General features: G+C 61.3%; 9 protein-coding genes and 1 tRNA gene. 2 read left to right on the top strand and 8 right to left on the bottom strand.

What is annotated here, in order from left to right:
- Positions 1-475: 475 nt before the first annotated feature.
- Together BFQ00_RS14040 and BFQ00_RS14035 are read right to left on the bottom strand one after the other, a co-directional pair.
- Positions 476-551 (bottom strand) — tRNA-Asn (locus tag BFQ00_RS14040).
- Positions 552-605: 54 nt separating this feature from the next.
- Positions 606-1,508: a LysR family transcriptional regulator gene (locus BFQ00_RS14035; RefSeq protein WP_065883255.1), complete on the bottom strand. Its 903-nt coding sequence runs from the start codon at positions 1,506-1,508 to the stop codon at positions 606-608.
- 100 nt (positions 1,509-1,608) lie between these two features.
- Between BFQ00_RS14035 and lldD the strand changes: the two genes are divergently transcribed.
- Positions 1,609-2,745, top strand: coding sequence for an FMN-dependent L-lactate dehydrogenase LldD (lldD, locus tag BFQ00_RS14030; RefSeq protein ID WP_065933839.1), 1,137 nt, complete (start codon positions 1,609-1,611; stop codon positions 2,743-2,745).
- Positions 2,746-3,050: 305 nt separating this feature from the next.
- Positions 3,051-3,977, top strand: coding sequence for a GGDEF domain-containing protein (locus BFQ00_RS14025; protein WP_065933838.1), 927 nt, complete (start codon positions 3,051-3,053; stop codon positions 3,975-3,977).
- A gap of 24 nt (positions 3,978-4,001) precedes the next feature.
- Here the strand turns inward: BFQ00_RS14025 and BFQ00_RS14020 are convergent, their stop codons facing one another.
- From BFQ00_RS14020 to BFQ00_RS13995, 6 genes are all read right to left on the bottom strand, one after another.
- Positions 4,002-4,775, bottom strand: a complete 774-nt coding sequence (locus BFQ00_RS14020) for a TenA family transcriptional regulator (RefSeq protein WP_262411909.1) — start codon at positions 4,773-4,775, stop codon at positions 4,002-4,004.
- A gap of 75 nt (positions 4,776-4,850) precedes the next feature.
- Positions 4,851-7,313, bottom strand: coding sequence for an EAL domain-containing protein (locus tag BFQ00_RS14015; RefSeq protein ID WP_065933837.1), 2,463 nt, complete (start codon positions 7,311-7,313; stop codon positions 4,851-4,853).
- A gap of 71 nt (positions 7,314-7,384) precedes the next feature.
- Positions 7,385-9,169 carry an ABC transporter ATP-binding protein gene (locus BFQ00_RS14010; RefSeq protein WP_165386135.1) on the bottom strand — a complete coding sequence of 595 codons (1,785 nt, stop codon included), beginning with the start codon at positions 9,167-9,169 and terminating at the stop codon, positions 7,385-7,387.
- Between the two features lie 7 nt (positions 9,170-9,176).
- Entirely contained in the window at positions 9,177-9,815 is a 639-nt protein-coding gene (locus tag BFQ00_RS14005; protein ID WP_065895479.1) for a DsbA family protein, read from the bottom strand.
- Positions 9,816-9,818: 3 nt separating this feature from the next.
- On the bottom strand, positions 9,819-10,760 hold the full coding sequence (locus tag BFQ00_RS14000) for an oxygen-dependent tRNA uridine(34) hydroxylase TrhO (protein ID WP_065883266.1): 942 nt from the start codon (positions 10,758-10,760) through the stop codon (positions 9,819-9,821).
- Between the two features lie 131 nt (positions 10,761-10,891).
- Positions 10,892-13,798 (bottom strand): RHS repeat-associated core domain-containing protein, encoded by a 2,907-nt coding sequence (locus BFQ00_RS13995; RefSeq protein WP_065933857.1) that lies wholly within the window; start codon positions 13,796-13,798, stop codon positions 10,892-10,894.
- Between the last annotated feature and the right edge of the window lie 120 nt (positions 13,799-13,918).

The following is a 13,918-nucleotide window of genomic DNA, read 5'->3' as shown; positions in this document are numbered from 1 at the left end:
GCCAGTATAAACCCGGCGGGATGGCCGTCGGGCGATAAGCCCCGAGAACGCCCGCGTGGTGGATGCGCTGACGTGGGATATAGGCGTGGCGACGCGGTGCACAGGAAAGCCCAGCCCGGACGCTGAACCGAAATTACCGGCCGAGCGCGAGTTGTTATTGAGTCGTTAAGGGCCTATGTTAAATTCAGCCCAGTGATTAATGGATATTTCGGTTATGGAGAACGCATCATGTTTGCAGTAGGCGTGTCAATGATCGCCGTAGGCCTGGGCACCGCAAACCCTGCCTTTTGGATACCCGGTTGTGTCTTCATGGCGATAGGGTGCTCCCAAAGAGGCAATCGTCGAGGCTGATGGCTGGGGTTAAGTGAGGGTTGCATTAGCACTGGATCAAATTAATGATCGTCACCGTGCACTTGCTTGCCGGGGCAAATCCCACGCAAAAAAAAGCCTGCATCGCTGCAGGCTTTTCTCTATCTGGCTCCACGACCTGGACTCGAACCAGGGACCCAATGATTAACAGTCATTTGCTCTACCAACTGAGCTATCGCGGAATGCGCCGTATGTTACTGATTAAAAAGAAGAAGTCAAGCCTCCTCTAACATTTTTCACGACTGCAAAGGCTGACCGGTCGAAACCGCCTGCTCCCTGGCCAGTTCCAGCCACGCACGGGCTGCCGGTGGCAAGTGGGCGCTGGCGCGCCAGGCCAGGGCGATGTGCCAGTCGGTGTGGGGTTCGTCCAGGGGGATCAGGGCAATGCCGGCGTGCTGGTGTTTGTGCGCCAGCATCCGCGGCAGGAAGGCCACGCCCAGGCCGGCGGCGACCAGGTCGACGATAAAGTCGATCTGCCCACTGCGGGCCGTCACCTTTGGCACGACGCCCTTGCGTTCGCAGGCCGCGAGGATTTTCGCGTTGAGGGCGAAACCGGCTTCGAACAGGATGAACGCAGAGTCCGCCAGGTCAGTGAAGTCGATGCGTTCGCGGCGTGCCAGCGGGTGGTGGATGGGCAGCACGGCGATCAGCGGCTCGTTGCGCACCGGCTGGTAGTCGAAACACTCATCCACCGGTAGCAGCAATGCCGCCAGGTCGACCTCCCCCGCTTCCAGGCATTCGCGCAGTTTTTTGCTGCCGTACTCGGTGAGTTCGATGTCGATGTCGGGGTAACGCGTGCGGTAGGTGGCAAACATTGCGGCAAACAGTACGCCGCAACCCACCGGCGGCAGGCCGATGCGCAGCACGCCGCGCTTGAGGCCGCGCAGGTCGTTGATCTCGGCTATCAGGTCGTTGCGTTCAGCCAGCATCACCAAGGCCCGACGGTAGGCAATTTCGCCAGCGGCGGTGAGTTCGTTCCGGTGGCCAAGACGATTAAGCAACGGGGTGCCCAGTTCCTCCTCCAGCGTCCTGACCGCTTTGCTGACCGTGGACTGGGTCAGGGACACCACGTCAGCCGCCTGGGAAAACCCGCCCTGGCGCACCACTTCAACAAACGCCCGCAGGGTTCGCAGATTCATCAGTATTCCCTTTGCGACTCGATTGCAGCGATAAAAGTTGTTTTTATCATGCCAGAATTTTGCTTATCGTGGAGCGCTTCGCCGAGTGGAGCCCCTCTACATGATCATTTCGTCCGCATCCGATTACCGCGCTGCCGCCAAGCGCAAGTTGCCGCGCTTTCTGTTCGACTATATCGATGGCGGCGCCTACGCCGAGCACACGCTGCGGGCCAACAGTTCGGACCTGGCCGAGATAAGCCTGCGCCAGCGCATCTTGCGCAACGTCGACAACCTGAGCCTGAAAACCTCATTGTTCGGCCAGGAGCAGGCCATGCCGGTCATCCTCAGCCCGGTCGGCTTGACGGGCATGTATGCCCGGCGCGGTGAAGTGCAAGCGGCGAAGGCGGCGGCGAACAAAGGTGTGCCCTTCTGTTTGTCGACGGTGTCGGTGTGCTCGATTGAAGAGGTGGCATCGCAAAGCCCGCAGTCGATATGGTTCCAGTTGTATGTGCTCAAGGATCGCGGCTTCATGCGCAATGCGCTGGAGCGCGCGCAGGCGGCGGGGGTGACGACACTGGTGTTTACCGTCGATATGCCGACCCCGGGCGCGCGTTATCGTGATGCCCACTCCGGCATGTCCGGCCCCTATGCCGCGCAGCGGCGAATGCTGCAAACCATGACCAAGCCGCAATGGGCGTTCGATGTAGGGTTGATGGGCCGTCCCCATGACCTGGGCAATATTTCCCGGTACCTGGGCAAACCCACGCACCTTGAGGACTACATAGGTTGGCTGGCCAACAACTTCGATCCCTCGATCAGTTGGAAAGACCTGGAGTGGATTCGCGACTTCTGGAAGGGGCCGATGATCATCAAGGGCATCCTCGACCCACAGGATGCCAAGGATGCCGTGAGCTTCGGAGCCGACGGCATCGTGGTCTCCAACCATGGCGGCCGCCAGCTGGATGGCGTGTTGTCTACCGCCAAGGCGTTGCCACCGATTGCCGAGGCCGTCGGCGATGACCTCACCGTGCTGGTGGATTCCGGCATTCGTTCCGGGCTCGACGTGGTGCGCATGCTTGCCCTGGGGGCCAAGGCCTGCCTGCTCGGGCGCGCCAGCGTGTACGCGTTGGCCGCCGACGGGCAGAACGGTGTGGAAAACCTGCTGGATATCTTCGCCAGGGAAATGCGCGTGGCGATGACGCTGACCGGTGTCACGTCGATCGAACAAATCGACGGTTCCACGCTGGTAGCCCCGTAATCCTTTGACTGCCCAGCCAGATAAATGACGCCATGTGCTGCTGGCTGGTTTTCGAGCCAGGGCAGTCAATTGATTCATATAGCTATTTATTAAATAAAACGATTTGGCACGAATCTGGCTCTAACACCCTTCAAGCAGGTCAAGCGATGACAAGACGTGTGGCAGTGCCCCGGGCTTATAACCCGGCGTAAAGCGATTTAAACTGATCCTTACTGTTTTACGGAACTGAAGGACCAGTAAGACGCCTGGCACTTGCCACTCTCATCCGCCTGTAAGACAGTCATGTGCTTAGAGGCCGCTCACCTATGAAAACACCCACCCAGACCAACGCAATTGACTTTGACAGTGCCAAATTGCAACGCCTGGGATTTGGTCAGCCATCCCTGCGTTCACCTCGCCCCGCCACCCTCGGCCAGCTCCGCCAGCAACTTAACCAGCAATTGCAAACCAGCCTTGAGCCGGAACGCATCCTTGGCCTGTTCTTTCGCGAAATCCAGCGCCTGGTGCCGCTGGATGCCTTGCAATACCGCCACGTCACCACGGACCTGCGCCTGGAGTTCGGCCAACGCGGCCATCATTCGATGAGCTACACCTTGAGCCATGATGGCGAGCACCTGGGCGAGTTGGTGTTCCGCCGCAACCAGCGCTTTATGGAAGAGGAACTGGGCCAACTCGAATCCCTGTTGGCGGCCCTGCTGTATCCGATGCGCAATGCCCTGCTCTACCGCGCCGCCACCCGCAGCGCCTTGCGCGATCCGTTGACCGAAACCGGCAACCGCATCGCCATGGACCAGACGCTGCAACGGGAAATCGACATGGCGCGGCGGCACATGCACCCACTGTCTCTGTTGATGCTGGACATCGACCACTTCAAGCGCATCAATGACACCCATGGCCATACCGCCGGCGACAGCGTATTGCGCGCCGTGGCGGCGGCGATCAAGGGCCAGCTGCGCAACGTGGACATGGTGTTTCGGTTTGGCGGGGAAGAATTTCTGATCCTGCTGTCCAACACCGGCCGTGATGCGGCGCGGATGGTCGGCGAACGCCTGCGCCAGGCGGCGCAGGCCCAGGACTACTGGGTAGAAGGGACGCGAATCGAATTGACGGTAAGCCTCGGCTGCTCGACGTTACTGGCGGCTGAGTCGGCTGAAAGCCTGCTGCGCCGAGCCGACAATGCCTTGTACGTGGCCAAGCGCGCAGGCCGTAATCGCCTCGCAATGGCGGGGTAATAACCCCCCGCCATTGCCTGTGCATCACGCCTCGCTGGCGACTCGGGCATGGCGCTCACGCACGAGCGCCGGCGCCTTTTCCTTCTCTTGTTCCAGGTGCATGCAACTTTCCAGGAACAGGTACATGTAGTCGTAGCTCTTGCACACGGCCTGTCGCAACTCAACCTGCAGGGCTTTGCTCGGGTTCGTGCCGGCGAGGGTGCAGATGATTTCCAGGGCTTCCCAAGGGTGCGCGTCATCATACTGGGCGTGCATCTTCAGCCACTTCATCGCACGCTTGCGCTCTTCCTCGGGGAAGGCAGCGGCATACACGCCGGTGGAACAGACCACGGCGGACCACTCCCCCGTCGCGCCCTCGATGGCGTAGTTGGTGGCGGCAATCGCGACGATCAACGAGTCAGCCGAGCTGGTGTGCCAGCACCAATGGCTCAGTGCGTGCAACTCCGGTGGCACGTCCTGGGCCTGCAGGTCTTCAAGACTGACGCCATGGGCACGCGCCCAATTCACCCAATAATCGGCGTGGTTCAGTTCCACGCGAATATTGCGCATCAGCCAGCGTCGCGCCATGTCCTCGCCAGGATGACGGGCAAATTTGGTCTTGGTGAGGTTCTGTGCCATGTACAAGGCAAACTGCTCCACCACAGGCCAGCCGCCGATCAGGTAGTGGCGCATGGTCCTGGCGCTGAGCGTGTTATCACGCATGCGGTGGTACAGTTCGTGTTCGACAACCCGACGCTTGCTCTCGCTACAGTCCTGGATCAATTGCTGGGCCCAAGCGGGGTAACTTGAGGCTTCCATAAGCGGGCCGGTTCTGTTGAATGTGTCGATCACTGTAGGGCTCCTTTTTAAGTGTGATGTACAGACCGGCAAGTTTCAGCGGAAGGTGCCGGGCGCCTTGAATAACAGAGGCTGCGGCCGCACGGGTCGGCATTGCAGGCGGTCACAGGTAAACAATTGCGGGCGTTCGATCAGATAGCCTTGAGCGTAGTCCACACCTATCTCAAGTAACGCCTGTTCTATCTGCGACGTTTCAACAAACTCGGCAATTGTGCGTTTACCCATGACATGGCCGATGTGATTGATCACTTCGACCATGGCGCGGTTAATCGGGTCGTCCAGCATATCCTTTACGAAACTTCCATCGATCTTCAAGAAGTCTACAGGTAAATGTTTGAGATAGGCGAATGAGGACATTCCGGCGCAAAAATCATCAAGTGAAAAGTGGCAACCTAACGCCTTGAGTTCATTAATAAAACGAATTGCACTGCCTAAATTGGCGATAGCGCTGGTCTCAGTTATTTCAAAACAAATCATTTCCGGGGGAATGCTGTAAGTGTCGAATTTCTCACGCAAAAACCCGAGAAAATCATCATCGCCAATGGTTATACCTGACAGATTAATCGCACACATGGCCATGGGTCGGCCCGGATGCTCATGCATGCAACGGGCGATGATCTTGAATACGTTTTCCACCACCCAACGGTCCAGGGACGTCATCAAGCCGTAACGTTCGGCCGCCGGAATAAAACTGTCGGGCAGGATGGTTCGGCCTGATTCGTCATGCAGGCGCAAGAGTATTTCAATGTGACCGGTGCCCGCTTCGGTATGGCCCAGAGGGGAAATTTCCTGGGAATAAAGGCAAAAGCGGTCTTCTTCAAGGGCCATGTGCAGGCGTTGCACCCACGCCATCTCGCCAAAGCGTATGGACAGCTCCGAGTCATCGGCGTGATACACCTGCACCCGATTACGCCCCTTCTCCTTGGCCATGTAGCACGCCATGTCGGCGGCGCGCAGCGACGTTTCCAGGGTGGTGGGCGTTTGCGAGATATGCACCAGGCCGATGCTGACGGTGGTCATGAACGGCCGGCCCTTCCATACAAAGTGCAGGCTTTGCACGGTGTGGCGCAGGCTCTCGGCGATCTTTTCGGCCACTGATGCCGGGCAGTTTTCCAGCAGGATGCCAAATTCATCGCCGCCCAGGCGCGCCAGGGTATCGCCTTCGCGCAAGTCCGATTGCAGCAGCGCGCAAATGTGCCGCAGCAACTCGTCGCCCGCGGCGTGGCCGCAGGTGTCATTGACCAGCTTGAACTGGTCCAGGTCGAGGAACATCAAGGCATGCCGGCCGTTTGGCTGACGTGCCACCTGCTGCAGCACTTGCTCCAGGCGGTATTCGAATTCACGCCGGTTGGCCAGGCCGGTCAAGGCATCGTGGGTCGCCTGCCAGGAAAGATTGGCGATGTACTGGCGCTCCTGGGTCATGTCATGCAGCACCAGCACCGCGCCACTGACCTTGCCTGCGCTGCGAATCGGCGCGCCCACCAGGGTCACCGAAACGGTGCTGCCGTCCAGGCGCTGGATCAGCTTGGAATGGTCACTGCCGCCACTGAGCTCGCCCTTGATGATGTGCTCGATCAGGGTGAAGCCGTCCGGCTCGGCGTTCTCATCCAGCAATTTGAACAACGCCGCCAGCGGCAGGCCCTGGGCCTGGGCCGAATTCCAGTGGGTCAGCGCTTCGGCGGCGGGGTTCATATAGGCAATCGCACCGTCCACGTCGGTGGTGATGACCCCGTCACCAATCGACTCCAGGGTGATCTGCGCCCGCTCTTTCTCCACCTGCAGGGCGTCGGCAAACGCATGGCGCTGGGCCAGCAACTTGTGCGTGCGCAGCAGCGCCAGGACGATCAGGCCCAGGGCCGTGGCCAGGTTGGTGATCAACAGCAGGCGCAGGATCATCCGCGAACCTTCGCCCAAGGCATCGCTGAACGCCTTGGCCGCCGGTGTCACGCCTTCGTTGATGGCCGTGATACGCGCCTTCCACAGCCGCACATCGTCGGCATCGACCTGATCGGCAGCAATGGCGTCATGCATCTGGCGAGCAAGGTCATCCAGTTGCAACAGGTAGCCGTCGCCCACCGTCCAGAGTTCGATGGCCTTTTCCAGGTAGCTGAAATGGCGAAAGTTGAGGTACAGCCAGATCAGGCTGGAGACGTCGTCCGGGTGGTTGCCGCCCTTGATGATACCCAGGCGCGCAGCCGGAATATCAGGGGTGGGGCTGTCCAGGGCGATGCGCAACTCATGCCCGCCCTGGGGCACCGCAATGGCTTGCTGATATTTGAGATAGGTCGTCGCGTCGCGGTCATCGGCGTAGAGGGTCAGGTAATAGATGGCGTCTTTCTGGCCCTTGGACCACAGACTTTCACCTGCCACATAGCCACGCACCGCCGAGAGCACGTAGAGACTGACGCAGCCTAACAATGCCTGGAACAGCACAACGGCAATAAAGGGCCAGACAATGCCCAGCAGCCGTGGCGTTCCGAGAGTCCGCTTTTGCTTCATGAAGTCCCTTGCACATGCACAGCTCAATACGCACGCGAAAATCCGCTCCCGATAGCACAGCCTAAGCTAAATCAACGCACTTGTTGCAGGTGTCCATACAATTTGGCGTACAACCCGCCATCGGCAATCAACTGCTGATGGTCGCCATCCTCGGCGATATGCCCGCCATCGAACACCAGTACACGGTCAGCCTGTTTCACTGCCGAGAGCCGGTGGGCGATGATCAGTGTAGTACGCCCACTGAGAAACCGCGCCAGCGCCTGGTGCAGGTTGTATTCGGTGGCCGCGTCCAGCGCCGAGGTGGCTTCATCCAGAATCACCACCTTGGGCTCGGCCAGGACCATGCGCGCAATGGCCAGGCGTTGCCGTTGACCACCGGAAAAGCGCACGCCGGAACGCCCCACTACGCTGTCCAGGCCCAACGGCAATGCCTTGACGGTAGCATCCAGCTGGGCGATTTCCAGTGCCTGCCAGCAGGCCTGGTCCGTGCGCTCGCGGCCCATCGTCAGGTTGGCGCGCACGGTATCGTTGAACAGCGCGGGGTGCTGCAGTACCACCGCGACGTTTTCACGGATGGTCGCCAGGCCGATTTCCTGCTGACTCGCGCCGCCAAAACGAATGCTGCCGGCCTGCGGTGTATAGAGGCCCAGCAACAGTTGCACCAGGGTACTTTTGCCGCCGCCGCTGGCGCCGACAATCGCGACTTTCTCCCCCGGTGCGATGGCCAGGTTCAGTTGGTCGAGCACCAGGTCGTCACCGTAGCCGAAGTCCAGGCCGCGCACTTCGATACCGACGGTCGCACGCCCGCTGAAGGGATCGGCACCTCCCGCGTATTGCGGCTCGTCGGCGCGGGCCAGCAGTTCGTTGATGCGCGTCAGCGCGCCGCCTGCCGCGTAGTAGGCGTATTGCAGGTTGAGCAACTGCTCCACCGGGCCGATCATGAACCACAGGTAACTGAACACCGCGAGCATCTGGCCGATGGACAGGTCGGAAAACAGCACGGTCAACATGGCGGCGGCGCGGAAGATGTCGATACCGAACTGGAACAGCAAACCACTGGCGCGGCTGGACGCGTCGGTTTTCCATTGCGAGTGAATGGCGTAGTCCCGCACTTCCCGGGCCCGCTGGCCCAGACGCCCGAGGAAAAAGCCCTGGCGGTTGCCGGCGCGCACTTCCTGGATGGCATCCAGGGTTTCGGTGAGCGCCTGGGTAAACCGCGAGGTACTGTCGTTTTCGAGTTTTTTCAGGTGCTTGACGCGCTTGCCCAACTGCACCGTGGCGTAGATCACCAACGGGTTGAACAGCAGGATCAGCAGCGCCAGCTGCCAGTGCATCCACACCAGAATGGCCGACGTGCCGACCAGGGTGAGCATCGCCACCAGGAAGCGGCTGAGGGTTTCGCCGACGAATTTGTCCAGGGTGTCCAGGTCGGTGACCAGGTGGGTCGTCACCGTGCCGCTGCCCAGGCTTTCATATTCGCCCAGGGAGATGCGCTTGAGCCGCTCGATCAGGCGCACGCGGATGCGGTAGACAATGTCCTTGGCCAGCCGCGCAAACAGCCGCGCCTGCACCACGTTGAACACCAGTGCGCCGCAGCGCAGGGCCAGGGTCACCAGTAGCATCAGGCCGATATAACCGGCGGCTTTCTGCCAGCCCAGGGGCAGCGCGTGGTTCATCACCTTGAGCGCGGCATCGCCATGGCCCAGCAGCACTTCGTCGACCAGCAGCGGCAACAGCAACGGGATGGGTACGCTGCACAAGGTCGCCAGCACGGCGACGCTGTTGGCGATCCACAGGGATTTGCGGTGACGCAGGGCCAGGCGGCGGATTTCCGCCCAGGTCAGGCGGTCGCTGATGGTTGACTCATCCCGCACAGGTAGCGCGCTCCAGCCATCGGGCGAGCAACGGTGACAGCTCGTCCAGCGGCTGGTAGCCATTGGTGAGCAGCGCCAATTGGCCGTTGCGCTCGGCCAGCAAGGTCGGGAAACCGGCAATGCCCAAATCCTGCACCCAGGTGAAATCCGCTGCCGTGGCCGCGTGCTGCTCGGCGCGGTCAAACTCGCCGGCAAACTCGATACGCGGAATACCGGCCTGCTCGGCCAGTTCCACCAGCACGTGGGCAGAGGTGACGTCGCGGCCTTCTACATAAAATGCATGCTGGATCAGCCCCAGCAGCGTCCAGGCGCAATCGGGCGCCAGGCTGCGCGCAGTGACAAGGGCGCGGCACGCAGGCTCGGTGTCATAGACAAACCCCTCGGGCAACGCACCCTCGCGCTTGAACGGCTGGCCGGTGGCGTCGGTCACCGCCTGCCAGTGCTCAAGGATATAGCGCCGCGTAGTCGGTTCCAGCGCCGCGCCACTGCCGGTGCGCAAGCCGCCCACCACCAGGTGCAACTCCACGCCGGCCGCCCGGGCCTGCTCAACCAGCGCCTGCGCCACCGGGGCAAAGCCCCAGCACCAGGAACACATCGGGTCCATTACATAGAGCAGGCGCGCGGACATGGTTCAAGCCTCGGAAGGGGTTTGCTTGTAGTTGAAACCAATCGGGTGCGGCATGTTACGGGCCTTCGCCAGTTCGATCTGCTTCTGCCGGTCGATGGCGCTGCGGCGGGTTTTCTCCGGCAGCTTATCCCAGCAATGCGGACAACTGATGCCGGCCACGTAATGCTCGGACGCGCGGTCTTCTACGCTGACCGGTGTGCGGCAGGCATGGCATTGATCGTAGTCGCCTTCGCTCAAATCGTGGCGCACGGTGACGCGATTGTCGAACACGAAGCAGTCGCCCTGCCACTTGGTCTCCTCCTGCGGCACCTCTTCGAGGTATTTAAGGATACCGCCCTTGAGATGATAGACCTCGCCGAAGCCTTCGCTGAGCATATAGCTCGAGGCTTTCTCGCAACGAATGCCGCCGGTGCAGAACATGGCGACCTTCTTGTGCCTGGCCGGGTCGAAGTTGGCTTTGATGTAGTCGGGGAATTCGCGAAAACTGGTGGTCTTCGGGTCGATCGCGCCTTCAAAGGTGCCGATCGACACTTCGTAGTCGTTGCGGGTGTCGATCAGCAGCACTTCGGGGTCGCTGATCAGCGCGTTCCAATCCTTGGGGTCGACGTAGGTACCGACTTTTTTGTTCGGGTCCACGCCTTCCACGCCCAGGGTCACGATCTCTTTCTTGAGCTTGACCTTGGTGCGGTAGAACGGCTGGTCGTCGCAGTAGGACTCCTTGTGGTCAATGTCGACCATGCGCGGGTCTTGCTTGAGCCACGCCATCAGGCCGTCGATGCCCTCGCGGCTGCCGGAAACGGTGCCGTTGATGCCCTCTTCGGCGATCAGCAGGGTGCCTTTGATGCCGTTGTCGACCATCGCCTGCAGCAGTGGCTCACGCAGGGCGACGTAATCTTCAAGGGTGACGAACTTGTACAGTGCCGCCACGACGATAGGTTGAGTCATGGGTAATCTCTCCAGGTGGCTACCCTCGTAAGGGGTGAACCGGATGCAAAATGACGCCGACCAGGCGACGCGGCGGGCATTCTAGCAAAACCATGCCGCCACCGCATCGACACGCCGCCGCTGATGTGCCCTCAGCGGTGCGGGTTGCGTACGCCCTCCACTCGGTACCGCTGGCCGCCGAGATGGCTGAACATCAAACGATAGGCACCGCGTCCGCGAGCAGCGGCATAACCGTGCAAGTCAGCGGACCACAGTTGGTCGCGATGAACATGCCAATGAACCGCGCCGAAACGCCCTTGACGCAAGTGGCTGAGGGTAAGGGCAATGCTGCGGCGTTCCCGGCCCGAGAGTTGGGTATCCACCAGCGCTGTGGTGTCCAACTCCACCTGCGGGGCAGCGGCTCTCGCCGCCGACGACGCCACCAACGGTACCTGCGCCTGTGCTCGCCGGGCACGGCGTGCGCGGCTTGTGCCGACAACCTTTGTCGCCTCCCCCACCTCGAACTCGCTCACCCCTGCCTGGTGGCCGCTCGCGCCAGCCGGATCACGGCTCGGACTTCGCAGCAAAATCGCGCCGTAGCCCATGCGCTTGAGCTCCGGCATCGGGTTACGCTGCCCCGCGAGTACGCTTTCGACTTCCCCCGGTTGGTCCACCGGCCCTGCATAGCCGTAGATGGCCCCCTGAGTTGTATAAACATAAAGCGACATGCCGCCTTCAGCAGGACGGCGCCCATAGGCGAAATTCACCAGCCGCTCCGTTTCTTCGTCGCTCAATTGCGCCTGCTGCGCCAAATTGATCGCCAATTCCGAGATATTCCTGGCGAACTGTTCTTCGATTCCTTCCGCGGCCCTGGCCACCGCCTGGGGTTGCATATATCGATAGGCACTGAGGCGGCTGGCACCAAACAATACGCCTCCCACCAGAGCGCCCACGGACGCCCCCAACCGCGCATTGCCCAGCAGCGCTCCCGCTCCCAGGCCCAGCACGACCAGAAGCAGCATGATGATGATTCCGCCCTGTATCCGAGTATTTTCCACGTCGGCAGGCTGCAACCCCATTGAATCAACGAACGTGAGCGGGTTGTTGGACGCCATCAGATAAGCATTCAACTGCGCCCCGCCGCCTGCGGGGTCCGGGCTTATCCAGCGCTGCAACCACGGGGCGTAATAGCGAAAGCCGTAGTAATACAAACCGCTGACGTCACGCTCCTTGCCTGAATACCGGCGGGTTTTGTCGCGACCCTGTACCGCGTTGCGCGACGCCCACCACGCGGTGCCCCCGTACGGATAATAGCTCTCCTGGCTCAATAACTCGGCCTCCTCGCCCAGCTCCAGTCCATGACTCGATTGCTGATCCTTCAGGCAGTAACACAGGGTCTCCTGCGCAGCGCCGTCATCGAGTCCCAGCTCCCATTGCAGGACCTCAACCGTGCAACGCGCCACCTCAAGGCGCACGATATTCAGCCGACGCATCGGCCGGTGGCGCAGTTCCAGGCCTGGCAGGTAATACACCCGCGCCGTTTGCCGGCTACCGGCGACCTGTTGATGAGTGAGTTTGAGCGCACGCTGGCCGTCGCCGGCATACACATAGGTCTCTTCGTCGGCATCCTCCCCGTCACGCTCAATGGAGGTGACCCTGGCCAGCTGATTACGCAGGTTCCACACCATTGGCTGGCCGCGCCCGAGCTGTTTCTGATTGCCATTGGCGTCAAAGCCTTGCGCCCCTTCGGTTAGCGCAAGCTCGCTCGACAACGCACGGTTACTGCCCGTCGCCACCTGCATGGCGCGGGTGTAGCCGACACCACTGGACGGCACATGGCGCAGCCGGGTCAGGTTGCCCCCCTCGTCATAGGCATAGTGCTGGGTGTAGTTGCGCCATAAAGCGGCATCGGTCGAACCGAACGAAATACGCGCAGGCAGCGCCGGGCCAATCGTGGCGCCGGCACTTTCCCGGCCCGTCGCCTGGGTCAGTTGGTACAGCGAGTCGTATTCATAGCGGCAGGCAGACTGCACTTGGGTGTTGTGGCTCCATTTCGTCGGTTGCGCCTGATCGAGCAGGTTTGAAACATTGCCCACGGGATCATAGGCGTAGCTCAGGTCCTGCAAGGGGGCCGCCAGCGCGTTTTTGCGGTACGCCATCAGCCGGCGCATACGGCCGTCCTCGGACCGATAGGTGGCCAGGCTGCTCACGCCATTGCCCAACAGGGCCGCCTCCACCTGGCCGGCGGCATTGTAGTCGTAGCGTTCGATGACGGTCTTGCGCGCGCCACTTTTCAAGGTGAGGTGAATATGCTTGGCCTGTCCGTCCAGACCATAGGCAAAGTGCCGACCGTTTCCCTTGGCGTCGATCTGTTCCAGGGTGCCGCCAAGGGCATCAAACATCCAGCGCGTGGTGTAAACCGCGCTTTCCAGCTGCTGGTTCTGCTCGGCCTGGGCAAGCGGCCAGTCCACCTCACCGGGCGCGTCGCGAAACCGCCGCGTTTGTTGCAGCACTTGCCCGGTAACCCCGTACGCGTCGTACACCTGCGTACCCGCCGGGTCGGCATGCCGTACCAACTGGCCGCAGCGGTTAAGCGCGCGGTGTTCGGAGGTTGGCGGGGCATACGCCAGGCTTTCGACACAGCGCGGCCGCGCTTCGTTGGCCGCTTGTTCGAACACTGCCACCGGACGCTGCAAGGCGTCGTAGTCGTGGCGCTGGTAGGCACCCCGCCCATCCCAGGCATGCAACAGCTGCCCGGATGGCGCTGCCAGCAACAGCCGCATACCGGCGTCCACATCGTTGCGGCGCACCAGCGCACCGGACAGGCTGTACACCGACACCTGGTTGGCCTCGGTGGCGGGCTCGCTCAATTTAAGCGCATGCAGGCGCGCGTCCCACTGCTGCAGCAGCAGGCCGCTGGCCCCAAACACCTGGCGCATGACACGGGCCGTTGGCGCCGCCTCGGGGGTGGCGCGCAGGTAAGCGACGTTGCGCACGGTCAACCCACGGGGGTCGAAGGCCGCGAGGGAGGGCGTATTTCGATGAAGCGAAGCAGACATGATCACATGACCTCAATGGCACAAAGGTCGGCAAAGCCTGGGCTTGATGCCGTGGATAAAGGTGGTATCGGCGTATGGGTACCGGCGACGCCTGTAAATACCTATGCCTGGCCCCGTAAA

Origin of the sequence: Pseudomonas sp. 28 E 9, from assembly GCF_900004785.1 — a bacterium.
Lineage (GTDB): Bacteria > Pseudomonadota > Gammaproteobacteria > Pseudomonadales > Pseudomonadaceae > Aquipseudomonas > Aquipseudomonas orientalis_A.
The sequence above is the reverse complement of the archived record's forward strand: the minus strand, read 5'-3'. Positions and strand labels throughout refer to the sequence as shown.

Coding starts and splice junctions, on each gene's coding strand:
- BFQ00_RS14035 (WP_065883255.1), bottom strand. CDS start 1,508: ATGAATCTGCGAACCCTGCGGGCGTTTGTTGAAGTGGTGCGCCAGGGC.
- lldD (WP_065933839.1), top strand. CDS start 1,609: ATGATCATTTCGTCCGCATCCGATTACCGCGCTGCCGCCAAGCGCAAG.
- BFQ00_RS14025 (WP_065933838.1), top strand. CDS start 3,051: ATGAAAACACCCACCCAGACCAACGCAATTGACTTTGACAGTGCCAAA.
- BFQ00_RS14020 (WP_262411909.1), bottom strand. CDS start 4,775: ATGGAAGCCTCAAGTTACCCCGCTTGGGCCCAGCAATTGATCCAGGAC.
- BFQ00_RS14015 (WP_065933837.1), bottom strand. CDS start 7,313: ATGAAGCAAAAGCGGACTCTCGGAACGCCACGGCTGCTGGGCATTGTC.
- BFQ00_RS14005 (WP_065895479.1), bottom strand. CDS start 9,815: ATGTCCGCGCGCCTGCTCTATGTAATGGACCCGATGTGTTCCTGGTGC.
- BFQ00_RS14000 (WP_065883266.1), bottom strand. CDS start 10,760: ATGACTCAACCTATCGTCGTGGCGGCACTGTACAAGTTCGTCACCCTT.
- BFQ00_RS13995 (WP_065933857.1), bottom strand. CDS start 13,798: ATGTCTGCTTCGCTTCATCGAAATACGCCCTCCCTCGCGGCCTTCGAC.